Annotated in this window: 22 protein-coding genes; 12 read left to right on the plus strand and 10 right to left on the minus strand. The window is 63.6% G+C overall.

Annotated elements, in window-relative coordinates; translation table 11 throughout:
* Positions 1-2: 2 nt before the first annotated feature.
* Positions 3-671, plus strand: coding sequence for a hypothetical protein (locus tag ACXAF5_RS14900; RefSeq protein WP_474947190.1), 669 nt, complete (start codon positions 3-5; stop codon positions 669-671).
* A 55-nt stretch (positions 672-726) separates the two neighbouring features.
* On the plus strand, positions 727-1,227 hold the full coding sequence (locus ACXAF5_RS14905; RefSeq protein ID WP_474947191.1) for a HugZ family pyridoxamine 5'-phosphate oxidase: 501 nt from the start codon (positions 727-729) through the stop codon (positions 1,225-1,227).
* Here the strand turns inward: ACXAF5_RS14905 and ACXAF5_RS14910 are convergent.
* From ACXAF5_RS14910 to ACXAF5_RS14930, 5 genes are all read right to left on the minus strand, one after another.
* Entirely contained in the window at positions 1,224-3,509 is a 2,286-nt protein-coding gene (locus tag ACXAF5_RS14910) for a right-handed parallel beta-helix repeat-containing protein (RefSeq protein WP_474947192.1), read from the minus strand. The genes ACXAF5_RS14905 and ACXAF5_RS14910 overlap by 4 nt on opposite strands.
* A gap of 120 nt (positions 3,510-3,629) precedes the next feature.
* Complete coding sequence (locus ACXAF5_RS14915) at positions 3,630-4,043, minus strand: DUF4864 domain-containing protein (protein WP_474947193.1); 414 nt, start codon at positions 4,041-4,043, stop codon at positions 3,630-3,632.
* Between the two features lie 88 nt (positions 4,044-4,131).
* Positions 4,132-5,286: a hypothetical protein gene (locus tag ACXAF5_RS14920; RefSeq protein ID WP_474947194.1), complete on the minus strand. Its 1,155-nt coding sequence runs from the start codon at positions 5,284-5,286 to the stop codon at positions 4,132-4,134.
* Positions 5,287-5,295: 9 nt separating this feature from the next.
* Positions 5,296-5,595 (minus strand): PAAR domain-containing protein, encoded by a 300-nt coding sequence (locus ACXAF5_RS14925; RefSeq protein WP_474947195.1) that lies wholly within the window; start codon positions 5,593-5,595, stop codon positions 5,296-5,298.
* Positions 5,596-5,756: 161 nt separating this feature from the next.
* Positions 5,757-7,400, minus strand: coding sequence for a lysine--tRNA ligase (locus ACXAF5_RS14930; protein WP_474947196.1), 1,644 nt, complete (start codon positions 7,398-7,400; stop codon positions 5,757-5,759).
* A gap of 185 nt (positions 7,401-7,585) precedes the next feature.
* Between ACXAF5_RS14930 and ACXAF5_RS14935 the strand changes: the two genes are divergently transcribed.
* The 5 genes from ACXAF5_RS14935 (at position 7,586) to ACXAF5_RS14955 (ending at position 13,178) form a co-directional block, all read left to right on the plus strand.
* The gene (locus ACXAF5_RS14935) at positions 7,586-8,188 is read left to right on the plus strand and encodes a nicotinate-nucleotide adenylyltransferase (protein ID WP_239367270.1); all 603 of its coding nucleotides are present in this window, start codon (positions 7,586-7,588) and stop codon (positions 8,186-8,188) included.
* 112 nt (positions 8,189-8,300) lie between these two features.
* A complete protein-coding gene (gene dacB, locus ACXAF5_RS14940; RefSeq protein WP_474947197.1) occupies positions 8,301-9,785 on the plus strand; it encodes a D-alanyl-D-alanine carboxypeptidase/D-alanyl-D-alanine endopeptidase in 1,485 nt (494 codons plus the stop codon).
* Between the two features lie 246 nt (positions 9,786-10,031).
* The gene (locus tag ACXAF5_RS14945; protein WP_474947198.1) at positions 10,032-11,024 is read left to right on the plus strand and encodes a taurine ABC transporter substrate-binding protein; all 993 of its coding nucleotides are present in this window, start codon (positions 10,032-10,034) and stop codon (positions 11,022-11,024) included.
* Positions 11,025-11,112: 88 nt separating this feature from the next.
* Positions 11,113-11,919 (plus strand): ATP-binding cassette domain-containing protein, encoded by an 807-nt coding sequence (locus ACXAF5_RS14950; RefSeq protein ID WP_239322827.1) that lies wholly within the window; start codon positions 11,113-11,115, stop codon positions 11,917-11,919.
* Positions 11,916-13,178, plus strand: coding sequence for an ABC transporter permease subunit (locus ACXAF5_RS14955; RefSeq protein ID WP_239322826.1), 1,263 nt, complete (start codon positions 11,916-11,918; stop codon positions 13,176-13,178). The genes ACXAF5_RS14950 and ACXAF5_RS14955 overlap by 4 nt, the downstream gene beginning before the upstream one ends.
* 117 nt (positions 13,179-13,295) lie before the next feature.
* Here the strand turns inward: ACXAF5_RS14955 and ACXAF5_RS14960 are convergent, their stop codons facing one another.
* On the minus strand, positions 13,296-13,718 hold the full coding sequence (locus ACXAF5_RS14960; protein WP_239367274.1) for a tellurite resistance TerB family protein: 423 nt from the start codon (positions 13,716-13,718) through the stop codon (positions 13,296-13,298).
* A gap of 370 nt (positions 13,719-14,088) precedes the next feature.
* Complete coding sequence (gene ettA, locus ACXAF5_RS14965) at positions 14,089-15,756, minus strand: energy-dependent translational throttle protein EttA (RefSeq protein ID WP_239322823.1); 1,668 nt, start codon at positions 15,754-15,756, stop codon at positions 14,089-14,091.
* A gap of 236 nt (positions 15,757-15,992) precedes the next feature.
* On the opposite strand from ettA, the gene ACXAF5_RS14970 reads away from it, so the two are divergent.
* Positions 15,993-16,226, plus strand: coding sequence for a hypothetical protein (locus ACXAF5_RS14970; RefSeq protein ID WP_474947199.1), 234 nt, complete (start codon positions 15,993-15,995; stop codon positions 16,224-16,226).
* Between the two features lie 511 nt (positions 16,227-16,737).
* Here the strand turns inward: ACXAF5_RS14970 and ACXAF5_RS14975 are convergent.
* Positions 16,738-17,415, minus strand: coding sequence for an arylesterase (locus ACXAF5_RS14975; protein WP_474947200.1), 678 nt, complete (start codon positions 17,413-17,415; stop codon positions 16,738-16,740).
* A gap of 51 nt (positions 17,416-17,466) precedes the next feature.
* On the opposite strand from ACXAF5_RS14975, the gene ACXAF5_RS14980 reads away from it, so the two are divergent.
* Both ACXAF5_RS14980 and ACXAF5_RS14985 read left to right on the plus strand, forming a co-directional pair.
* Positions 17,467-18,171: an ABC transporter ATP-binding protein gene (locus ACXAF5_RS14980; protein WP_474947201.1), complete on the plus strand. Its 705-nt coding sequence runs from the start codon at positions 17,467-17,469 to the stop codon at positions 18,169-18,171.
* The gene (locus ACXAF5_RS14985; RefSeq protein ID WP_474947202.1) at positions 18,168-20,708 is read left to right on the plus strand and encodes an ABC transporter permease; all 2,541 of its coding nucleotides are present in this window, start codon (positions 18,168-18,170) and stop codon (positions 20,706-20,708) included. The genes ACXAF5_RS14980 and ACXAF5_RS14985 overlap by 4 nt, the downstream gene beginning before the upstream one ends.
* Positions 20,709-20,720: 12 nt before the next feature.
* Here the strand turns inward: ACXAF5_RS14985 and ACXAF5_RS14990 are convergent, their stop codons facing one another.
* Positions 20,721-21,188: an RrF2 family transcriptional regulator gene (locus ACXAF5_RS14990; RefSeq protein WP_474947203.1), complete on the minus strand. Its 468-nt coding sequence runs from the start codon at positions 21,186-21,188 to the stop codon at positions 20,721-20,723.
* A 103-nt stretch (positions 21,189-21,291) separates the two neighbouring features.
* Here ACXAF5_RS14990 and ACXAF5_RS14995 point away from each other — a divergent pair, with 103 nt between their 5' ends.
* On the plus strand, positions 21,292-21,861 hold the full coding sequence (locus ACXAF5_RS14995) for a gamma-glutamylcyclotransferase family protein (RefSeq protein WP_474947204.1): 570 nt from the start codon (positions 21,292-21,294) through the stop codon (positions 21,859-21,861).
* Positions 21,858-23,045 carry a DUF2254 domain-containing protein gene (locus ACXAF5_RS15000; RefSeq protein ID WP_474947205.1) on the plus strand — a complete coding sequence of 396 codons (1,188 nt, stop codon included), beginning with the start codon at positions 21,858-21,860 and terminating at the stop codon, positions 23,043-23,045. The genes ACXAF5_RS14995 and ACXAF5_RS15000 overlap by 4 nt, the downstream gene beginning before the upstream one ends.
* A gap of 61 nt (positions 23,046-23,106) precedes the next feature.
* On the opposite strand, the gene gltX is transcribed toward ACXAF5_RS15000, so the two are convergent.
* Complete coding sequence (gene gltX, locus ACXAF5_RS15005) at positions 23,107-24,432, minus strand: glutamate--tRNA ligase (protein ID WP_474947206.1); 1,326 nt, start codon at positions 24,430-24,432, stop codon at positions 23,107-23,109.
* Between the last annotated feature and the right edge of the window lie 122 nt (positions 24,433-24,554).

A 24,554-nucleotide genomic window follows, 5' to 3' on the forward strand; every position in this document is an offset into this window, starting at 1 on the left:
CTGTGCGTCACGCCATCGCGATTGCCCTGTGTTTGCGGCTGTTGATCTGCGCGCCGGTCGCGCAGGCCGGGGCCTGGCTGGAACCCGACGGCGGCGGGTTCCTGTCCAGCAGCCTGCGGGCCCGCCCGACGGGGGGCGAGATCGGGACATATGCGGCCTATGGGGTGACGCCGAACCTGACCTTCGGGATCGACATCAACCGCAGCGAGGACGCCGGGTTTCCCGCCGCCCATGCGCTGGTCTTTGCCCGCCTGCCCCTGCGCCAGCGCGACGAGGGCTGGCAACTGGCGCTGGAACTGGGCGCGGGCTTGGGGCGCACGGGCGCGGAGTGGACCGGCATGCAACGGGTCACCCTGTCCGCCGGGCGCGGGCTGGACTGGTCCGCCGGTGGCGGCTGGGTCTCGGTGGATCTGTCGCGGGAATGGCGGCAGGGCGGCGCCCAACGCGCCTGGAAGCTAGACGGCACGCTCGGGGTCCATCGCGCGCAGGGGCCCGCACCGATGATCCAGCTGGAACTCTACCAGCCGGACGATGGCGAGATGATCCAGAAGCTGTTGCCGGCCCTGCGCTGGCAACTGTCGGAGAACCGCGACCTGGTCGCCGGGCTGGAATGGCGCTCCTTCGGTGATGCCCGACTTGGCCTCAAGCTGGAACTGTGGCACAGGTTCTGAGCCCCGCCAGCACCGCCCTGCCCGCCCGGCCAGTCCCCACGCACCGGAGCCAGACATGACAGACCGCCCCCCCGCCTCGCCGATCCGCCCTACCGATGCCGAAGCGCGCAGCCTCGCATCAGATCTGATGCAGAGCGCGACATTTGCCGCCTTGGCCACGCTCAGCGCGGCAGGCCACCCGGTGCAGAGCCGCGTGGCCTTTGCGCTGGATGCTGGGGGGCGGCCGATCTCTCTGGTGTCCACACTGGCGCAGCACACGCAGGCGATCGCCGCGCGCCCGCAGGTGTCGCTTCTGATCGGGGAGCCCGGCGACAAGGGCGATCCGCTGACGCATCCGCGCCTGACGCTCAATGGCCGCGCCGAGATCCTGCCCAACGCCTGCCCCGCGCATGAGGAGATGGCCGCGCAGTATCTGCGCCGCCACCCCAAGGCCAAGCTCTACATCGGCTTTGCCGATTTCCACTTCGTGCGGTTCCAGATTGATGAGGCTTTTTTGAACGGCGGTTTTGGCAAGGCTTATGTGCTCACCCCCGCCGATCTGGGCCTGAGCGCCTAGCGGTCGATCCGGATCAGCGCTCGCACGGTGCCGCGCACGGCCTGTTCCCAGACGATGTCGATCTCGTCATTGTTGCTGCCCTCCTGCGTACGCACATAGTGGCCGGGATACACCACCGCGCCGCTGCTGCCGCGCAATGATCCCTCAACGATCACCGCATCCACCGCGCGGCTGTAGCCCTGAAACGGCAGCGTGCCGCCGGTGGGTATGGTCCAGGTGCTTGCGGCTGAGTTCTGGTCGAACTCAACCCGCAGCGGATTGCGGCAATGGGTGCTGACATTGTGAAAGCTGTTGGCGTCAAAGAACACGTCCTTTGAACGGGAGAAATCGAGAGTGGCAAAGCTGGTATCGACCCGCTCGGCCCGGTCGATGGTGCCGTTGATCGACCGGAACTTGTTGCCGGTCACCGATACCCCATTCAGGAAATGCCCGGAGCCATAAGGCTTTATCACGATATAGCTGAACCAGCTCGCCACATCACCGCTGAGGAACACATTGTCGGTGATCGACATGGCCGCAAAGGAGAACCCGCCAGTAAAATCTGGGTTTGCGTCATATTCATTGGTCCACTCGATAAAGCAGTTGTCGATGTAGTTTTCCGAAATCGTGTGCGAGGCATAGGTATCCGTCACCACGATCCCTGCAGTGCGGATGCCGCCCGCAACACTGTCACCCTGAAAGAAGTGGTTGCCGGTCACCGTGTGGTTCGATCCGGCCATCACCGCCCAATGCAGGAACCGTGTGGCGCGGTTGTGGCGCAGCTTCACATCGTTGGAGTTCACGTTGAGCGCAATACTCTCGCGATCCGCCACATCCATGGCGTCCTCGTCCGACAGGAACTGGCAATTGTCCACCAGCATGCCCTGACAGCCGCTGCCGATCGAGGTGATCCCGCGCGCCTTGGGGCGGGTGAAGAAACAGTCATGCAAGGCAAAGACGGTGCCCGCCGGCGCCAGACGCAACGCGCTGGCGACGCCGTTGCACTGGAATTCCACCCCGGAGATGCCGAACTTCTTCAGCGCCGAGAAGCCGGAGAAATCCAGCATGTATTTAAACGCGGTGAAGGTGAAATTCTGCGTCCCTTCGGCGTCATACAAGGGCTGGCTCAGGGTCAGTTCAGTCGCGCCGACGTTCTTTGCGGTGATATAGACCTCGCGCCCAACCCCCGCACCCTCGACCAGCGCGCCCACCGGAATGGCCGAGATATTGGCCACATTGGTGAGTTTCTTCTTGTCTGAGCTGTCATAGGTCGCCTGTGCGGTGACCACGTCATGATCCCAACTCGCGCCCGCCTGCGCCGTGAACTGGCCGTTGCGGATATAGCGGCGGGTGGCGTAGCTGGTGCGGTTGGGCACCGCCGCCTGCATGTCGATGGGGCCGCTGACGGCGATGCTGCGCCCGCCGAGATCGAGGCTTTCGTGATCGACACTGTTCAACAGCGCCTGAAACGCCTTCTTGAAGGCCAGTTCCTCATCCCCAAACGCCGCCGCATAGGTCGGGTAGTCATAGCTCTTGGTCAGCAGGAGCATGGCGCTGTCGGGCATCGACAACGTGCCCTCAAAGATCACATCGTGATTGAGCGACAGCGTGTTGCTGATCCGGAATTCACCCTCGGGCACCAGGATGCGACGGCCATTGGCGGCGTCATCCGCCGCCTCGAACGCGGCGTGGCAATTGGTGGTGCCATCGCCCACGGCGCCAAAATCGGTCACATCCACCACGCTCAGCATATCGCGCAAAAAGACGCCGGTGATATCCTCGATCACGATGTCGTCGATGCGGATCACACCACCATTGGCCCCGGTCAGATTCAGCCCGAGGTGCCCGTAGGCGGCGTCCAGCCCCCAAGGCATATCGACACCCGACCGGCTGCCGGTGCCGACGATGGCCTGCACCTCGACCACCTCACCATAGGCGCTGAGGGTGGTGCCGGGGCCGCTCTCGATCACGCCGGAGACATGGGAGTTGTTGGCCGCCCCGGCCCAGCCCGCGATGCGCACGGTGGGAAAAGCGCCGCTCATGGCTTTGACGCGCGCGGTCACCCGCAGGTAGCAGCCCGGCAGGATCGGCGTTTCGCCCATGTAGCGCAGCCGCTGGGTGCTGTCGGTCTTTTGCAGCTCCAGACAGCCGCCAAAATCGGCGTCCCCCGCAACCACGGCGGCATTTGCCGCCCCGTCATAGGTGTCGGAGCCGGGTGTGCCATTGCCGCTCGACCAGACGTCCAGACCGTCGGTAAACGCGGGCGGCATCAGTTGCAGACCGTCGGTGATTGCCTTGTTCATGAAAAAACCTTTCCTGTTCCACCACGCCGGGATTGGGAAAGGGTTCTATCAGGTCGGGTTTAAATCCCGCTCAGGACGGCGTGCGCCGGACCGGCAACACCGGCGGCCGCGCACGCCGGTTCAGACGTTCGCACCGGGCGCCTTCAGCAGCTGCACCGCGTTGATTTTCCAACCTGTTTCGGTCTCGACCATCTGGTAATCTAGCATATGGATACTGCCATCGGCATCGGTCACCATGACCCGTTGCCACAGGTTGCCGGCGACCTCGCGCAGCTCCAGATAGCGTACCTCGGCGGGACGCCAGACCATCGGATAACCCTGCTCCACCATGGTGGCAAAGCGCTCCGGCGTGCCAAAGAGCTGGCGAATGCTAGGAGATGCAAACCCAAAGGCAGCCTGCGCGTCATCGGACAGGAAAGCCGCGATCTGCGCGTCAATCACGCTGGTGATCGGCTCTTTCTGTGCCTGCGCCACCGCGCCCCAGCTTGCCCATGTGATCCCCGCCGCCAGTGCTATCGCCACGCCCATACGCATTGTGTTCCCTCCCGAACAGATCCTGTCCTAAGGGGACCTAGCGTGGCAGCCCGCACAGTCAAAACGCGCCCCGCGCAGCACAGTGCGGTCAGGCGGCGAAATCGCAGGCAGAACAGGCGCCAAAGGGCTTTTGCCGCATCAGCTTGGTCATGACCGAGCCAAGCGCCGCGATCACCTCCAATACCGGGGTCACGGGCGGCGGCGGCATCTGGGTGCTCATCGACGCCATCAGGCCCGGACCGGAGGATTTGGTGACACGCCCGCCCTCCAGCACGTCCTGGACCTCCGGCAGCATCTCGAACTGGCTTTGCAATTCGGCGGCCGGCAGCGGCAAGGCAATGCGTTTCTTGGCCCAATGGGTGTACATCGCATTGATCCGCGACTGGCCCGCCGGGGTCAGCGCATCCTCGCCAAAGGCCTCGTGGATGACATCCAGATCGGCCATCTCTGCCGCCAGCGCCATCAGGATCGGCAGCGGTGTCTTGGTGCGCGGCACCGGAAAGCTCTGAAGCGCCTTGTACTGGCTCTTGAGCTGTTCGATGAAGGCGGGCGTCAGCGGCGGCTTGTTCAACGCCGCGGTGCTGCTGGCCAACCCCGCCAGCTGGGTCGCCAGTTTCAACTGCGCCGGGGGCAGGCCAAAAGCGGGCAGCCGCATCTTTGGCAGACGGGAGGCAAATTGCAGCGTCGCGTTCTGCTTGGCGAGGCTGGTTCCGCCATCGCCCAGCGCGGCGCTTTCGTTCAGCTCCATCTCCATCACCTCGAAGGGGCAAAGCCCCTGCGCCCGCAGCGCCAGCGTCATATGCGCGCCAAGGGCAAGGTGCTGATAGCTCGGCTGGGGCATCTGCGGCGGCAGCGAGCGGGTCTGCGCCATCACGTTTTCCTCAAGGCTGAGGATCGCCTGCGTCAGTTCCTCCTTGAGCGCCTCGAGGTCGTCCAACGGGAACAGTGCCGCGGGCACCGCCAGCCGCGCCGCCAGCGCCAGCACCGGCCCGCCACCGGACGGCAGATCGCTGGGCAGCGTGCCATTCGGCGCCTGCGCCACGATATTGGCCGCCATCCAGTTCTGGTCCTGCGGCAGCATTTCGGCCAGGTTCAGATCGGTGCGCGCGCTGAGGTTGGCGTTCAGCTTCATCAGCTTGAGCATATTGGACAGCTGCGGCGGCGGCGCATCCACCCGCAGGCTGTCCCGCGTGGTCGATGGCAGCGCCATCGGCAGTTCCAGATCCTTGCAGAAACAGATCATGCTGAAGGCTCAGCCGCCGATGATGACGGTCGGCGCCCCGACGCTGACCATGCCGCCATGGGCACAGGTGTCGATGACGATACGCACCGCGGGCTTGCCGCCGACCAGCACGGTCGAGGAGCCTTTGGCCAGCGTGTCGGGCGGGCCGACGCAGACCGCCATATCGCCCATCACCGCCTGCGGCAATCCGCAGGTCAGCACCGTCGGCACACAGGGACCGGAAACCGGCCCGCCCACATGCGGAACGGGCGGCACGCTGGGCGTCACCATGGGGCAGACATGCATATCCGAGAGTCGCGCCGCTGGCATCATAATGAAGTCCTCCGAAATAACCTTGGTTAGAAGATAAACACCTCAACGGCCAAAAAGAAGTGATCCGTCGCAGAAGTTTTTTGAAAAACCTGCCCACAGAGACAAAACAGGCGCCCGTCGGGGCGCCTGCTGCAAGGTCACATGGACAAAATCGGCTGTCAGACCAACTCGCCCGCCAGGGCGCTCTCGATCAGCGCGATGCTGTCCTCAACGCCATAAAGCGCGATGAAGCCGCCAAACCGCGGGCCCTGGCTCGCGCCCAAAAGCACCTCGTAGATCGCCGAGAACCACGCACGAAGGGGTTCAAACCCGTGGATCTTGCCAATGGCAAAGACCACCGATTGCAGGAACTCGTCGTCGGCAAAATTGGCTTCGGGCAGCGGATCATCGTTGCCGACCAGCTCGTTTTTCTTGGCGATGGCCGCCAGTGCCGCCTCTGGCGAACGCAGGGCATCGGCCAGATCCGTGAGCGCAGCACGCTCCTGATCGGTGGGCAGGCGGTATGTTTTTGCGGGTTTCACGAAGTCATTGAAATAACGCACCGCATGGCCTGCGGCCTGATCCATGCCGGGATGGGTCTCGGCAGTCGCGTCGGGCGCGTATTTGTTGATGAAGCCCCAGAGGGTTTCCTTGTCCTCGGCGTTGGAGACGCTGGCGATGTTCAACAGCATCGAGAACGGCACCACCATATCCGACTGCGGGACATTGCCGCCGTGGATGTGCCAGACCGGGTTGTTGAGCTGCGCCTTCAGGTCCTGACCGTGATAGGCCCGCAATTGCTGGTGATATTCATCCACCGCCTTGGGGATCACGTCAAAATGCATCCGCTTGGCGGTCTTGGGCTTTTGATACATGAAATAGGCAAGGCTCTCGGTCGAGGCGTAGGTCAGCCACTCGTCGATGGAGACGCCGTTGCCGGAGGTCTTGGAGATCTTCTGGCCGTTTTCATCGAGGAACAATTCATAGGTGAAATGCTCCGGCGCGCGCTGGCCCAGCACCCGGCAGATGCCGTCATAGATCGGCGTATTGGTGGAGTGGTCCTTGCCGTACATCTCGAAGTCAACGCCCAGCGCGGCCCAGCGGGCGCCGAAATCAGGCTTCCACTGCAGTTTCACATTGCCGCCGGTCACCGGCAGGGTCCATTCCTTACCGTCCTCATCATCAAAGGTGATGGTGTAGGTCTCGGCGCAGACCTTCTTCATCGGCACGTAGAGCACGCGGCCGGTGTCCGGGTGGATCGGCAGGAAGATGGAATAGGTCTGGCGGCGTTCCTCGCGCAGCGACTTCAGCATGATCGCCATGATGTCGTCGTATTTTTCAACCGCGCGCTTCAGAACCTCGTCGAACTGGCCGGAGCCGTAGAACTCGGTCGCGGAATAGAACTCATACTCAAAGCCGAAGGTATCGAGGAAGCGGCGCAGCATGGCGTTGTTGTGGTGGCCAAAGCTCTCATGCGTCCCAAACGGGTCCGGCACCGAAGTAAGCGGCTTTTGCAGATGCTCGGTCAGGCTTTCGGAATTGGGCACATTGCCCGGCACCTTGCGCATGCCGTCGAGGTCATCGGAAAAGCAGATCAGCTTGGTCGGAATGTCGGAGATCACCTCGAAGGCGGTCTTGATCATGGTGGTGCGGGCCACCTCGCCAAAGGTGCCGATATGGGGCAGACCGGAGGGGCCGTAGCCGGTCTCGAACAGGACGAAGCCCTTCTCCGGCGCGCCCTTGGCGTAACGTTTGAGAACACGGCGTGCTTCTTCAAACGGCCAGGCTTTGCTCTTCAGAGCTTCTTCGCGCAGATCAGACATTGAGGGACTCCATCGGTGTCTGTGAGGTCAGCCCGCCACCCCATGTGGCAGGACGCACCCCCTTATGAGAGAGGCAGCGCCAGAGTCAACAAGCCCTGCCCGTCACGCGGCGGTTTTGCCGCCTGCACTGGCCATATGTCATCCGCCGTTGCCATCCCCCGACAAATCTGTACACCACTCCCCTGATGAGAAACGCGTTTCCCTTCTTGCGCCCGGGCATGACGGTGGGCCTGTTGGGTGGATCCTTTGATCCGCCCCATCACGGGCATGTGCAGATCTCGCTTGCGGCGCTCAAGCGGTTCAACCTCGATCAGCTCTGGTGGCTGGTCACCCCCGGCAATCCGCTCAAGGAAAACCCGCCCGCCTCGATGGCGCGGCGGATGGGCGCGGCGCGCGAGATCATGCACCACCCGCGCGTGCGGATTTCCGACATCGAAGCCCGGCTGGGCACGCGCTACACCGCCGAAACCCTGCGCCACCTGCGCAAGACCTACCCGCATGTGCGTTTTGTCTGGTTGATGGGCGCCGACAATCTGGCCCATTTTCACCGCTGGAAGGACTGGCGCAATATCCTCGACACGGTGCCGGTGGGGGTGCTGGCGCGCCCCGGCGAACGGATCTCCGCACGTCTGTCGCCTGCCGCACGCAGCTATCGGGCAGATCGCATTCCCGCATCGCAGAGCCAGCGGCTGGCCCGGGCCGACGCCCCGGCCTGGTGTTTTGTCAATGTGCCCATGGTGGATGCCTCCTCGACCGAGATCCGCCGCCGGGGAGACTGGTCCGATTGACGCGCCCCACGGCCCCGCAAGCCATGGCACGCAGGCGTCACAAAAACTTCTTTGACATATTACCCTCAAAGCATTTGCCGAATGGCAGGGAATTTGATTCAAAATACGCAACATGATCTCACGTCGCCGTTTCATAACCACCGCCCTTGCCGCGCTTGGCTCCAGCTCCGCGCTTGCCAATGCCCCCAGCTACACCCCGCGCCCCCGGATGCGCGGCCTCAACCCGCTGAGCCCCGGGCGCGACGGGCTGGAGGCGATCCTCAAGAACGCCGGGCTTTCGGGCGAGGTGGTCTGCGCCGTCGCTGATGCCCGGAACGGTCAGGTGCTGGAGAGCGCCGACGGTGACCGCGGGCTGCCGCCGGCAAGCGTCGCCAAGGTGGTCACGGCGCTCTATGCCCTCGATACGCTGGGCGCCGGCCACAGGTTCCGCACCCGGCTGATCGCAACCGGCCCGGTGCAAAACGGCGTCTTGCAGGGCGATCTGGTGCTGGTGGGCGGCGGTGATCCGACCCTCAGCACCGACGGGCTGGCCGACCTCGCCGCCGGCATGAAGGCCGCGGGCCTGCGTCAGGTCTCAGGGCGGTTTCTGGTCTGGGACGGCATGCTGCCCTTCGTCAAATCCATCGACCCCGGTCAACCGGATCATGTGGGCTACAGCCCCGCCGTCAGCGGCATTGCCCTCAACTTCAACCGCGTTCATTTCGAATGGAAACGCGCCGGCGGCAGCTGGGCCGTCAGCATGGACGCCCGCACCCAGAAATACCGCCCGGAGGTGTTCACCTCCAAGATGGCCGTGGTGCGGCGGGATCTGCCGGTCTACACCTATCAGGACAAATCCGGCGTCGATCACTGGACGGTGGCCAGCGGCGCGCTTGGCAATGGCGGGGCGCGCTGGCTGCCGGTGCGCAATCCCGCGCTCTATGCCGGCGACGTGTTCCAGACCCTCGCCCGCGCCCATGGCATCGCCCTGCCCAACCCCAGACAGGTGGCACGGATGCCCTCCGGCAGCCTCATCGCCCAGCATCAGAGCGACCCGCTGCCGGTGCTGCTGAAGGGCATGCTGAAGTATTCCAACAACCTGATGGCCGAGATGATCGGCATGAGCGCAAGCCTGCAACGGGACGGGCGACCGGGCTCGCTTGCGGCCTCGGGGCGCAGCATGAGCAGCTGGGCCACCGCGAACCTCGGCATGCAGTCCTGTCGTCTGGTGGATCATTCCGGCCTCGGCGATCAGTCACGGCTCAGCGCCAATGACATGCTGCGCGCACTGGTCCTGGCCCATCGCGACGGGGCGCTGAAACCGCTGCTGAAACGGATCTACCTCCAGGACGCCAAAGGGCGTCCGATGAAGACCCATCCGGTGCAGATCGCCGCCAAGACCGGCACCCTGAATTTTGTCTCCGGGCTGGGTGGGTTTGTCACCGCCGAGGACGGGCGCGAGCTGGCGTTTGCGATTTTCTCCGCCGATCTGTCGGCGCGCTCCCGCATCAGCCGTGCGGAACGCGAACGTCCGGCGGGCGGGCGCAGCTGGAACCGGCGCGCCAAACGGTTGCAGCAGGCATTGCTGGCGCGCTGGGGGCAGGTTTACGGCAGTTGACCGCCCCCAGCGGCCCCAATCTCGGCGCCCGTACCCCCGGATAAGACCAGTTTGCCGGTTTCCGGGGCAGACCACCCTTCCGGATAAGCCCAGAATCCAGTTTTGGTGGGGCCAGTGCACTCGTGACAGTTGTCAGCGAGGACATGGATCGTAACCATTTGCGAAGGTCCGCATAAAAATTCGCAAAGAAAGCGACCTCCCACACACGCGACACACTCGCGAACCGGTTCAACACGGAGGAACCCCATGTCTCTTAAGACCAAACTCAGCGCCACATCCGCCGCGCTCGCCCTTATGCTGGGCTCGGCTGCTGCCGCAGAGGACATCACCGTCGCCTATTTCCTCGAATGGCCGATGCCGTTCCAATACGCCAAATCCATGGGCACCTATGAAGAGGAGCTGGGCGTCGGCATCAACTGGGTGTCCTTTGACACCGGCACCGCAATGTCGGCCGCGATGGCCTCCGGCGACGTCCAGATCGCCGTCAGCCAGGGCCTGCCCCCGTTTGTGGTTGCGGCCTCCGCCGGTCAGGATCTGGTGATCACCGACGTTGCCGTCAGCTATTCCGAGAATGACAACTGCGTGGTCGCCGACACGCTGGAGATCGATGCCTCCACCGCCAAGGAACTGGAAGGCAAACGCGTTGGCGTTCCGATCGGCACCGCGGCGCATTTCGGCTTCCTGAAACAGATGGAGCATTTCGACGTCGACCTCTCGACGATGGAAATCGTCGACATGGCGCCGCCGGAAGGGGCAGCCGCCTTTGCCCAGGGCTCGCTCGACATGGTCTGTGGCTGGGGCGGTGCCCTGCGCCGCATGAAGGAACACGGCAACGTGCTGATGACGGGCGCAGAAAAAGAGGCCGCGGGCATTCTGGTGTTTGACGTGATTTCCGCCCCGTCGGATTTCGCCGCCGAAGAGTCCGAGCTGATGTCCGCCTTCCTGAAGGTGACAGCAGAGGCCAACGCCATGTGGAACGCCGGCACCAACAAGGACAAGATGCTCGAAGTGATCGCCAAGGACGCGGGCATGGATCTGGCGGATACCGAAGCCACCATCGCCACCTTTACCTTCCCGTCGACGGACGAAGCCCTGAGCGACAAATGGCTTGGTGGCGGCGTGCAGGAGTTCATGATCGGCGTCGCTGGCGTCTTTGCCGAGGCGGGATCGATTCCGCAGGCCCTCGACACCTACGATTCTGCGGTCGACGCCAGCTTCCTTTCGGCGGTTGCCGAATAGACCGGGCGCGCATCGCCTTCGGGGCCGGCGTGCATCTGCGCATGCCACACCGGCCCACCCCATCCACACCTAACAGCAGGAGCAGCCCATGGACGGCCTCCATATCGACCGCCTGTCGATGCGATTTGACTTGCCCAACGGTTCGCACATCCAGGCGTTGAAAGATGTTTCCATCGAAATCGGCAAGGGCGAGATCATGTCCGTCCTTGGCCCCTCGGGCTGTGGCAAGACCACGCTTTTGAACATTGTCGCGGGCTTCCTTGCCCCCACCGAGGGCGCGGTGCGCATGAATGACCACGAGGTCAAGGGCCCTGCCCCGGAACGCGGCATGGTGTTCCAGCAAGGCGCCCTGTTCGAGTGGATGAGCGTGCGTGAAAATGTCGAATTCGGCCCGCGCATGAAAGGCATGCCGCCGGCGGGTCGCACCGAGATCTGCGATCAGTTGCTGGACACCGTCGGATTGCAGGATTTCGGCGAAAAGGCGGTGTATGAACTGTCGGGCGGCATGCAGCAACGGGTGGCTCTGGCGCGCTGCCTGGCCAATGACCCGGATGTAATCCTGATGGACGAACCGCTGGGGGCACTCGATGCGCTCACCCGGGAGAAGATGCAGGCGCTGGTGCTGAAGCTCTGGAAGGAAAGCGGCAAGACCGTGATCCTGATCACCCACTCGGTCGAGGAGGCGCTGCTGCTGGGCGAACGCCTGCTGGTGATGGCCCCGCGTCCGGGCCGCATTCACAAGGAATACCGCCTGCCCTTTGCCGATCAGGGGGTGAATATGGACCTGCGCGAGGTGAAGAAACAGCCGGGCTTTGCCGAAACCCGGGACGAGATCCTGTCGATGATCTGGGAGATGGAAGAGGAAATCATGGGCCGGACGGAGAGCGCGGCATGACCGGCCTTTTGATCCTGCTGGCCTATGTGGCCCTGTTCACCGTCACCTATTTCATCGTCAACGCAATTCAGGAGCGCCGCCGCAATGGGGTCAATTTCACCAGCCTGAAGACGGTGACCTTCGGCGATGAGAGCGCGATCACCCCCAACCGGGCGGCCTCGGTGATCTCGATCCTGGTGATCTTCCTGATCTGGGGGGCGTTTACCGGCTCCAGGCTGGTGCCGGTGCATGTGCCGGGGCCATTCCGGGGCGAGACCAGTTTCACCTACACGGCAACCGCCCCGGATGGCGAAACCGCCGAGGCCACCGTGCATGTGCGTGTGCATGACTTCGGCGCGGATGCCGAGCTGCCGGAGGTCACGCCGCGCAGCGGATTTGCCCAGGACGACGCCGACAAGGTCGCCGCCTGGCGCTCGGTGCTGATCAAGGCCGCCAACAACGATGGCGATGATGTCACCGTCACCGCGGTCGAGGGCCAGCCCCTGCAACCGGGGGACACGGTCTCGGTGCCCAACGGCACGGTCACCATGTCCCGCCGCGGTGCGCTGAACTTCGCCCCCGACAAGGGGTTTCAGATGGAGCCGATCTGGATGCCGAGCCCCGAAGCGGTGGTGGCGCGTTTCATCGAGATCGCCTCCGAGGGCTATCAGAACTTTACCCTCTGGGAGCACCTCGGCTGGTCGCTGCTGCGGGTTCTGGCTGGGTTTGCCCTCGGCGCGCTGGTGGGCATTCCGCTCGGCTACGCCATGGGGCTCAGCTCCTGGGTGCGCGGCTGGTTCGATCCGATCGTCGAGTTCATGCGCCCGGTGCCCCCCCTGGCGCTGATCCCGCTGGTCATCATCTGGTTCGGCATCTGGGAGTCGGGCAAGATCGTGCTGCTGTTCCTGGCCGCGCTCTGGATCATGACCATCGCCGCCCGGGCCGGCGTGTCCGGGGTCAACATCACCAAGGTGCACGCGGCCTATTCCCTCGGCGCGTCCAAGGCGCAGATCCTGCGGCATGTGATCGTGCCCAACTCGCTGCCGGAGATCTTCACCGGCGCGCGGGTGGCGATGGGGGTTTGCTGGGGCACCGTGGTGGCGGCAGAGCTTGTGGCCGCGCAAAAAGGCGCCGGCATGATGATTATCGCCGCCTCCAAGTTCCAGCTGACCGATATCGTCATCATGGGGATCATCCTGATCGGCGTCATCGGCTACGGCATCGACATCCTGATGCGCAAGGCCGAGGACATCCTGGTGCCGTGGAAGGGGCGCAGCTGAGGCCGGACACCAGACAGCTACAGCATCAAAAAAGGGCGGTCCCGATGCGGGCCGCCCTTTGCAGTGATCCGGTCAGTGTCGCGACCAGGGATCTCTCCCCCTGCGCCGGGGCATATACTAGACCATATGGCGCGCCCGCGAGCCGCGTTCGATGGCCGCCGCATGCAGGCGCTCCACGTTCAGCTCATAGCGGATCTCTTCCAGGAGGCGCAGTTCATTGTCGTTGAGCGTCCCATCCGCCGCCGCCACGTCGCAGGCCAGCGCATAGCAGGTCTCGAACAGGCGTTCGGGCAGAATATCGCGAACCAGGCCGAACAACGCATCCAGCCCGTCCTCCTGTTCAAAAAGGTCAAAGACGGTCCGCGACACCGCCGGAATGCGGTCGGCGTCATACTCGGCAAAGATCGGCAACATGTTGACCGCATTCTGGATCTTGACCAGCTCGGCGGTTCGGATGTCCTCGTCCGACGCCGACACCGCCACCATCACCGCCACGAGGCAGTCCTGCGGGGTCAGCAACTGGATGGTCTCTTCTGTCATCTGGAGCGTCCTTTGTCTGTCGTCCGTGCGGGAACCATATGGACCCGCCGCGCCGCGTTCAACGACGAAACCCGCCGCCGGAGGATTTCCGCGTGCCAAAGGCAGCGACGCCCCAACTGCAGCCATGAGAATTGCTTATAGCAGCCCCAAGCGTTTCGTCACAGTTCTGGGCCGGAAGGCGTAGCCGCCCGGCCCGCGCCTGACCTTCCCCCATGCCAGAGGCATGCTTCCAGCATGACAAAGGCGCATTCGCACCTTCCCAAGGTCAGGCACGGGCCTTGTATTTGTGGGACACGCAGCAGGAATCTGCACATTTCGTCCAGCAGCAATGGTTGGAAGGAAGCGGTTGATCACTCCCTTCCAAATTACATCACCGCACGAACTTCTTGTGCTTCAGGCGCTTGGGCTCCAGTGCGTCCGGACCCAGACGGCGTTTCTTGTCTTCCTCATAGTCCTCGAAGTTGCCCTCGAACCACTCCACATGCGCGTCGCCTTCAAAGGCGAGGATGTGGGTACAGATCCGGTCGAGGAAGAAACGATCGTGCGAGATCACCACCGCGCAGCCGGCAAAATCGACCAGCGCATCCTCAAGCGCGCGCAGGGTTTCCACGTCGAGGTCGTTGGTCGGCTCGTCAAGCAGCAGCACGTTGCCGCCTTCCTTGAGGAGGCGCGCCATGTGGACACGGTTGCGCTCCCCACCGGACAGGAGGTTCAGCTTCTTCTGCTGATCGCCGCCCTTGAAGTTGAACGAGGAACAATAGGCGCGCGAATTGACCTGCGCATCGCCCAGCTCAATGATCTCGGCGCCACCGGAAATCGCTTCCCAGACCGTGTCATTGTCGTTGAGGTCATCGCGGGACTGGTCAACATAAGAGAGCTTCACCGTGTCGCCATAGGTGACGGAGCCCTCGTCCGGCTGTTCCTGACCGGTCAGCATCCGGAACAGCGTCGATTTACCGGCGCCGTTGGGGCCGATCACGCCGACAATGCCACCGGGCGGCAGCGAGAAGGACAGCCCTTCGACCAGCTGCTTGTCGCCGTAGTGTTTGGCGAGGTTTTCCACCTCGATCACCTTGCCGCCAAGGCGCGGGCCATTGGGGATGACGATCTGGGCGCGACCGACCTTTTCCCGCTCGGAGGTGCTGGCCATCTCGTTGTAGGCGGCGATACGGGCCTTGGATTTGGCCTGACGGGCTTTTTGACCCTGACGCATCCACTCGAGTTCGCGTTCCAGCGTTTTCTGCTTGGCCTTGTCCTCGCGGGCTTCCTGCTCCAGACGTTTGGCCTTTTGCTCCAGCCAGCTCGAGTAGTTGCCCTCGTAAGGAATGCCGCGACCCCGGTCGAGTTCCAGAATCCAGCCGGTGATGTCATCGAGGAAGTAACGGTCGTGGGTGACGCAGAGGATGGTGCCCTTGTAGTCGATGAGGTGCTGTTGCAGCCAGGCGATGGTTTCTGCGTCCAGGTGGTTGGTCGGTTCGTCGAGCAGCAGCATGTCGGGCGCTTCCAAGAGCAGTTTGCACAGAGCCACACGGCGTTTTTCACCGCCCGAGAGATCCTTGATCGCCGCATCATCCGGCGGGCAGCGCAGCGCCTCCATGGAGACGTCGACCTGGCTGTCGAGATCCCAGAGGTTCTCTGAATCGATGGCGTCCTGCAGCGCGGTCATCTCTTCCATCAGCTCGTCGGAGTAATTCTCCGCCATTTCCACCGCGATCTGGTTGAAGCGGTCGACCTTGGCCTTTTTCTCGGCCACGCCCAGCATCACGTTTTCACGCACACTGAGGCTCTCGTCGAGCTGCGGCTCCTGCGGCAGGTAGCCAACCTTGGCGCCCTCGGCCGCCCAGGCCTCGCCGGTGAAGTCCTTGTCGAGACCGGCCATGATCTTCATCAGGGTCGATTTACCGGCGCCGTTGACGCCGACGACACCGATTTTCACGCCGGGCAGGAAGGACAGGTGGATGTTTTCAAAGCATTTCTTGCCACCCGGGTAGGTCTTGGAGACGCCCTGCATGTGGTAAACGTACTGGTAGGAGGCCATGGGATTGCTCCGTCATTAGGGGAATGAGGTTGGCAGAGGTGATAACCTGTGCGCCGGTCAGGAGCAATCGCTGCCATTCGATCACCACCGGTCATTCTCCGCCGGTTTTATCACCATCCACAACCTAAGGTTTACCTGCCGCAAGAACTTCCATATTCTGACCATAATCCTCTGCCAATAATTCCCTGGGGAGAGACTCGGATCATCCCCGAGGGGATGACACCAGGAGGTGAACCATGATTGTGGCAGCAGTCTTGATTGCGATCATCACAAGTGGCGTACTGGCCGTGACAGCCGGGCTGGCCTTTGGCGCACCGGTCTGGCTCTGCGTGTTGATCTACATGCTGAGCGGCTGCGTCACCACCCTGCTGGTGACCGGGATCTTTGGTCTGTGCCAGTGGGTGCGCGGCACATCCGCTGCCCCCGAGCCCGATCCGGACGAGGCCGAAGCGGCGCTGGTTCACGCCTAGGCCGGGATATCCGGGGCAAACCGCGCTCCAATCTGCAAAATATTTGCGCTTTGGCGCCGGCGGTAGATATGTTAAAAATTTATTAAGCCGAAATTGGTAAGGCTTCTGTGCAGCCAAGGAGAAACACTGCAAGACCTTAACCGGATTGCGGTTTTCTCTGTTTCTGGACGCCAGATAGGGAGGACTTCGGTCAGATGGCCTTTTCGGGTTTCTTATTCGGGATGATTGCCGGGCTGGTCACCGCCGGCATTTCCTATTTTGCGCTCTCCCTTCCGCTTTGGACTTGCCTCCTGATCTATTCCGGGGCGGGGGCCTTCGGGACCCTCAGCGTGATCTGCATTGGCTATGTGCTGCAGGATCACCGATCAGACTGCCCTCCCGCGGAAGACCAGAGAACCGTCGTCGGCTAAGCCGCACCACACCCGCCCCGGGCAGCGCAAAACGCTGCGATCTGGGCGCGGCGCGCATGCGGTCGCGCGCCAGAGTTGCACGCCCAACAGGCGCCGCAACATCAGCCGTCTACGCCGGTGTCGGACGCGTTGATCCGTCCGATCAGGTCCAGCACCTTGGGCCCGAGTGCCGCAACGTTGAGCGCCACCCCGCGCGCGTTTGGATGAATACCGTCAGCTTGCAGGAACTCAGCGATGCGGGAGGGATCCCCGTCCGTTTCTGACATGATACCGGCAAAAGCCGACGGATGCAGCACAACGTCATGCGCGGCGGCCAGCTGCGGATAGATGCGATCGAAGTCCGCTTTGTAGTCTGCGCCATAATTCCCCGGGGCCTGCATCCCGATCAGCAGAACCTCGGCTCCGGCAGACCGTGACGCCGTGATGATCTGCGCCAGGTTGGCGCGGGTCTCCTGCGGTGGCAGCCCCCGCAACAGGTCATTGCCCCCCAACAGCACGATCACCCCATCCGGGTCATCCGCCAGCGACCAGTCGATGCGCGCGGCCCCGCCGGTTGTGGTCTCTCCGGACACGCCGGCATTGCTCACGCTCACCGCATGCCCCTGATCGCGCAGCCAGGCTTCGAGCTGCGGCACAAAACCCTCCTCCTGCGCCAGCCCGTATCCCTGCACAAGACTGTCGCCAAAGGCAGTCAGCCGGATCGGCTCCGCCCAGGCGATTTGCGTCAAAGCCAGGATCGTGGCGAAACTCGCTGCAATTTGCCTGAGAAACTTGCGCATGGCCTCGGACACTCCATATCCATTTGAGATCAAAAAGACAGGTAGCCCCGAATGAGCAACGACGCCCGCCCCGTTCTTACGCTTCAAGATGTGCATTTGTCGCTCAATGGCAATACCGGCCCGGTGCGTATCCTCGAAGAGATCACCCTGGATGTCGCGGCGGGCGAGACGCTGGCGCTGGTAGGGCCATCGGGGTCCGGGAAGTCCTCGCTCCTGATGGTGATGGGCGGGCTGGAGCAGGCCACAGGCGGCAGCGTGCGCGCCATGGGCGAGGATCTGACCCGGCTGAGTGAGGACGCCCTGGCCCGGTTCCGCCGCGCTCATATGGGGGTGGTGTTTCAGAGCTTTCACCTGATCCCGACGATGACGGCGCTGGAAAATGTCGCCACACCGTTGGAACTGGCTGGCGCGCGTGATGCATTTGACCGCGCCCGCGAGGAACTGAAGGCCGTGGGGCTGGGCCATCGCTGCGATCATATGCCCGCGCAGATGTCTGGTGGCGAACAGCAGCGGGTGGCGCTGGCCCGTGCGGTGGTGACGCGGCCCGAGATCCTCTTGGCAGACGAACCCACAGGCAATCTCGATCAGGCCAATGGTGCACAGGTGATGGATCTGCTGTTTGATCTGCGCGACCGGCATGGCTCCACGCTGGTGATGGTGACACACGCGCCTGAGTTGGCAGAGCGCTGCGACCGCACGGTGCATTTGCGCGATGGTCGCATCCTGACAAGCGCCCAGCGTGAGGCGGCGGAATGAGCGCTGAGGTAGCGGCTCCGAGCCAGCTTCGCCTTGCGTGGCGCTTTGCCCTGCGCGAATTGCGCGGCGGCCTGCAAGGCTTTCGTTTGTTTCTTGCGTGCCTTGCGCTGGGGGTCGGTGTCATCGCCGCTATCGGCTCCATCCGGGCGTCGATCGAGGCGGGGCTTGCGCGCGAAGGCGCGAGTCTTTTGGGGGGCGATGCGGAGCTGACATTCACCTATCGCTTTGCGTCCGAGGATGAATCCGCCTGGATGGAGGAGATCGCCCGTGATCGCTCCGAGGTGGTGGAGTTTCGCTCCATGGCCGTGGTGGGGGAAGAACGCGCGTTGACCCAGGTAAAATCGGTAGACGCCGCCTACCCTCTGCGCGGCGAGGTCCGCCTGACCTCGGGCCAGCCCCTGCACGCGGCATTGGCTGAGGTCGATGGCCGCCCCGGCGCGGTGATGGAAAAGGTGCTGGCTGACCGGCTGGGCCTGAGCGAGGGCGACGGGTTTCGCCTTGGCACGCAGGAGTTCCGCCTGAGCGGCCTCCTCGCGTGGGAGCCGGATGCCGCCGGATCCGGGTTTTCCATCGGGCCGCGCACCTTGGTACACACCGACGCCTTGGCGCAATCGGGCCTTTTGGCGCCGGGCACGCTCTATTCCACCAAATACCGCCTGACCCTCCCCCCCGAGGCCGATCTGCAGGCGCTGGAACAGGACGCCCGCGCACGGTTTGAGGACAGCGGCATGCGCTGGCGCGATGCCCGCAACGGCGCGCCGGGAATTGCGCGTTTTGTCGAACGTCTGGGCGCGTTTCTGGTGCTGGTCGGTCTCTCTGGTCTGGCGGTCGGGGGCGTCGGGGTTTCAACGGCGGTACGCGCGTACCTCGCCACCAAAACAGAGACCATCGCCACCCTGCGCACCCTCGGGGCCGAACGGCGGGTGATCTTTCTGACCTATTTTCTGCAAATCGGTGTGCTGTCGCTCTGCGGGATTGCCCTCGGGTTACTGCTCGGCGGGCTTGGCCCGCTGGTGCTGGGGCCATTGATCGCGGCACAACTGCCCTTTCCGGCGGTATTCTCGGTCTATCCCGGCGCGCTGGCGGAATCGGCACTTTACGGTGTTTTGACCGCATTGCTGTTCACCCTCTGGCCCCTGGCACGGGCGGAACGCATCCGGGCGGCGGCGCTCTACCGGGATGCGGTGGGCGGGACAATCCATTGGCCCGCGCCACGGTACATCGTCGCAACGCTTGCGACGCTGGGCCTGCTGATCGCGGCTGCGGCGTTCTTTAGTGGCTCGCCCCGGCTGGCGCTCTGGACCGCGGGCGGGTTGATCGGCGCGCTCATCGTGCTGCTGATTGCCGGGGCCGCCATCGGCGCGCTGGCGCGGGTGGGCAACCGGGTGGCACGGGGGCGACCGGCCCTGCGCTGGGCGCTGGCCTCCATCTCTTCGACCCGCGAAGGCGCAATGCCGGCGGTGCTGGCGCTGGGGCTTGGCCTCACGGTGCTGGCTGCGATCGGCCAGATCGACGGCAACATGCGCCGCGCCATTGCGGGCAACCTGCCGGACGTGGCGCCCTCCTATTTCTTTGTCGATATTCAGCGCGACCAGATGCCCGCCTTTCTGGAACGCGTCGAGGGGGACCCACAGGTCAGCAAGGTCGACAATGCGCCGATGCTGCGTGGCATCATCACCCGCATCAATGACCGCCCGGCCAAGGAGGTTGCGGGCGATCATTGGGTGATCCGGGGCGATCGCGGCGTGACCTATGCGGCCGCCAAACCCGCAAGCACCAAGGTGACCGCAGGCGCATGGTGGCCCGAGGATTACAATGGGGAGCCACAGATCTCCTTTGCCGCCGAGGAGGCCGAGGAAATGGGCCTCAAGCTCGGCGACACCATGACCATCAATGTGTTGGGCCGCGACATCACCGGCACCATCACCAGCTTTCGCGAGGTGGATTTTTCCAACGCGGGCATGGGGTTCATCCTGACCATGAACGAAGCCGCCCTGCGCGGCGCGCCCCATAGCTATATCGCCAGCGTCTATGCCGAAGAGGAGGCCGAGGCGGCAATCCTGCGCGACGTGGCCCGCGCCATGCCCAATATCACCGCAATCCGGGTGCGGGACGCGATCAACCGCGTGTCCGAAATCCTCGGCCAACTGGCCACCGCCACCGCCTATGGCGCGGCGGCGACCTTGTTCACCGGGTTTCTGGTTTTGTTGGGCACGGCGGCCGCGGCGGAACCTGCGCGGCGCTACGAGGCGGCACTCTTGAAAACGCTTGGCGCGCCGCGCGGTCAGATCCTGCGCAGCTTTGCGCTGCGCTCGGCCCTGCTGGGCGCGGCGGCGGGAGGCGTGGCGCTATTGGCGGGCATCCTTGGCGCATGGTCGGTGAGCCATTTTGTACTGGAGACCGACTATGTGGTGATCTGGCCCAATGCGCTTGGGGTGATCGGCGGCGGCATCTTGGTAACGCTCTTTGCCGGGCTGGCCTATGCGCTGCGCCCGCTGGCCGCCCGGCCCGCCCGGGTGCTGCGCGCGCGCGACTAGGGGCGCAGCCCTCTAGGCGTGCGCGGCCACCGCTGGCCCCGGACAGGACACAGGTGCCAAAATGCGTTGCAGATCAAAGTTATCGCAGGTCAGGCTTTCCAATGTGACCCCGTCGAGTGCGCCGTAAAAGGCCTCCCCCGCGCGGCTGAGCGCATCGCGCAGGCGGCAGGCATCCACCAAGGGACAGGTATTGTCGACATCGGCAAAGCACTCCACCATCGGCAGGCCGCCCTCGACCTGCCGGAATACGTCGCCAATGCAGATCTCATCGGCAGAGCGGCTCAGGTTCAGCCCGCCATTGCGCCCGCGTTGTGTTTTCAAAAACCCAAGCTGGCTCAGCTGGTTGACCACCTGTGCCAGATGATTCTCCGAGATGTTGCAGCGCTGCGCGATTTCGGATTTTGTAACGAGGCGACCCTCATTGAGGGCGCAATACATCAGCAGACGGACCGCGATATTGGTTCTTTTTGTGATACGCATGTCTGGGGCCCTCTCCCATTGGCGGCGATGACCTACTGTTGCAAATTAGGACAAAAAGCGGTTTGACATACATCAAAGCTCGCTCAGAAAACGACAAGGCCCCATGACACCGCATTTCTTCGGCTTCGGCAGCCTCGTGAACACCGCCACCCATGTTTATGGCAACACCCGCCCCGCGCGCCTGCAAGGCTGGCGGCGTGCATGGGTCCATACGCCTGAACGTGATCTGGCATTCTTAAGCGTCACCGCCGCGCCCGGCAACGTGATCGAAGGGCTGCTGGCCGCCGTGCCGAATGGCGACTGGGCTGCTTTGGATGAACGGGAAACCGGCTATGTGCGGGTGGATGTAACCGCGCAGGTCGGACATGACATGGCCCCTGCCCCGCAAATCTCGCTCTATCAGGTGCCCGAAGAGACGCAGGACCGGGACGCCAATGGCCACAAGATCCTGATGAGCTATCTCGACGTGGTGCTACGCGGCTATACAGAGGTCTTTGGCGAAGGCGGCGCGCGGGCTTTTATGGCGACGACCGATGGCTGGGACACGCCGATCCTCGATGATCGCGCCACCCCGCGCTATCCGCGCCATCAAGAGATGACCACAGCCGAGCGCGCGTTCCACGATACGCTGATCGCGGAGGCTGGCGCACGGGTTCTAGCGGACAGCCTATGATCTCGCGCGGCCTCCTGCTGCTGCGACGCATTGTGCGCCAACTGTGGTTTCGGGTGGTTGCGATTTCGCTGTTCTCCTTGCTTGCGCTCGCGGTGGCCCCCTTGCTGGCCCCTGTGCTGCCGCAAGAATGGGAAGACCGCTTTGGCCGCGATGCGGTGCTGCCGGTGCTGACGATCCTGGCCTCCGGCATGCTGGCGGTGACGACGTTTTCGCTGAACGTCATGGTCAGCGCCTATCGCACGGCTTCCTCAATGGCGACGCCGCGGGTTTACCGGCTGCTGCTGGAAGACACAGTCACCCAGAGCGTGCTGGCGACCTTTACCGGCGGTTTTGTCTATTCCTTAAGCGCGATCATCCTGTTTCGGGCGAAGATCTATCCGCCGGGCGCTGCCTTTGTGGTGTTTGTGATGACGGTGCTGGTGGTGGTGCTGATCGTGATCGCCATTCTGCGCTGGATCGATCACCTGTCGGATCTGGGCAGCATGGATCACACGCTGCGCCTGATCGAGACCCGCACCCGCACCAGCCTTCGGGCCCGCAAGGACACGCCCTGTCTTGGCGGCTGTTGTGGCAAGACCGAACCTCCGTCAGATGCACGTCCCATTGCCGCCGCCCGAAGCGGCTTTGTGCGCTTTGTCGACATGGCCGCGCTAAACACACGGGCCGAGGAGGCGGGCGTCACGCTCTACCTGACCCGCCTGCCCGGCGAATTTGTCTTGCGCGGTCGCCCCGTCGCGGTCGCCGAGGGGGCGGATGACGCCTTTTGTGAAGCCGCAAGCGGTCTCATAGACATCGGCGATGTCCGCAGCTTCGAGCAGGACCCGACCTTTGGCCTGACGCTGCTGGCGGAAACCGCACAGCGCGCCCTGTCGCCGGGGATCAACGACCCCGGCACCGCGATCGAAGTCATGGGCCGCATCGAACGCCTGTTGTGGGAAACCCTGCCCGAAGACACCGAAACCGCCAAATCGGACGCAAGGTTTCCGCAGATCCACCTGCCGCCGGTCACCGCCGCATCCCTGCTGAAGGCAAGCTTTCCGCCCATCGCCCGCTGTGCCGAGGATGCTGCACCAGAGGTCATGGACTGGATGGAATCCGCCCTCAAGACGCTGGAGCACCACCCCAATGACGCGATGACCCGGGCTGCCGGTGAGATGCGCCGCGGCTATTTCGGCGCGGCGTAGCCCATAAAAAAACGGGCAGAGCCTGTGCCCTGCCCGGTCTTATACGTCGGTGTTTCCCGTCTCAGTCGCGCGCGCGCACGGTCTGCATCAAGGCCAGCAGCGCCGACATGTCGGGACCGCGCTCCATGCCGGTCACTGCCTTGCGCAGCGGCATGAACAGACTTTTGCCCTTGCGGCCGGTCTTTTCCTTCACGGCGGCGGTCCATTTGCCCCAGCTTTCGGAGTCGTAAGGGCCTTCGGGCAGCAGGGTCATCGCTTCGGCGATAAAGTCCTTGTCCTCGTCGGCGATCAGAGGCTCCGCCCCGTCGCGGCACAGACTCCACCAGCCCTCAAGATCCTTGAGCGTGGTGATGTTTTCCTTTGCCACCGCCCAGAAGGCCTCCTGCTTGTCCGCTGGCACCCCGATGGCATCAAGCTCTGCGTTGACGGTCTCCACCGGCAGGGTTTGCAGGTAGCGCGCGGTCAGCGGGTAGAGGTCTTCGGCGTCGAACTTGGTCGGAGCAGAGCCGAACCGGTTGATGTCAAACCCCTCGATCAGCTCTGCCATATCGGTGCGCAATTCCACCGGATCAGAAGACCCCAGACGGGCCATCAGCGACAAAAGTGCCAAAGGCTTCACACCCGCCTCACGCAGATCGCGCAGCGCCAGCGTGCCGAGACGTTTCGAGAGCGCCTCCCCTTGCGGTCCAGTCAGGAGCGAGTGGTGCGCAAATTCCGGGTGGCCATGGCCCAGCGCCGACATGATCTGGATCTGTGTCGCGGTGTTGGTCACATGGTCAGAGCCGCGCACCACATGGGTGACGCCCATGTCGGTGTCATCCACCACCGAAGCGATGGTATAAAGCACCTGCCCGTCGCCGCGGATCAGCACCGGGTCCGACACGGAGGCCGCATCAATGGAGATGTCGCCAAGAATGCCGTCGGTCCATTCAATGCGCTCGTGGTCGAGCTTGAACCGCCACACACCATTGCCACGCTCGGCGCGCAGGGCATCTTTTTCCGCATCAGACAGCGCCAGTGCGGCGCGGTCATAGACCGGTGGCTTGCCCATGTTGAGCTGCTTCTTGCGCTTGAGGTCGAGTTCGGTCGGGGTCTCGAAGGCCTCGTAGAACCGGTTGATCTCGCGCAGCTTGTCGGCGGCCTCGGCATAACGATCGAGCCGCTCGGACTGGCGTTCCACCTTGTCCCAGGTGAGGCCGAGCCATTCGAGATCCTGCTTGATCGCGTCGACGTATACCTCTTTCGAGCGTTCGGGATCGGTGTCATCGATGCGCAGGATGAAGGTGCCGCCAGCCTTGCGGGCGATCAGATAGTTCATCAAGGCGGTGCGCAGGTTGCCCACGTGGATATAGCCGGTGGGCGACGGCGCAAAACGGGTGGTGGTCATCGCATATCTCCTGTTGGGGTTGCTCTGTCACAGGCGCGCGGAATTGTCCAGTTTTCGCATCTCTCTCGCCGCCAAGAGCGCCCCTGCCGGGGCGCGGCCTCCGGCGGGGATATTTGGGAGAA

The sequence above is a fragment of the Epibacterium sp. ABV4_022 genome, from assembly GCF_056159345.1.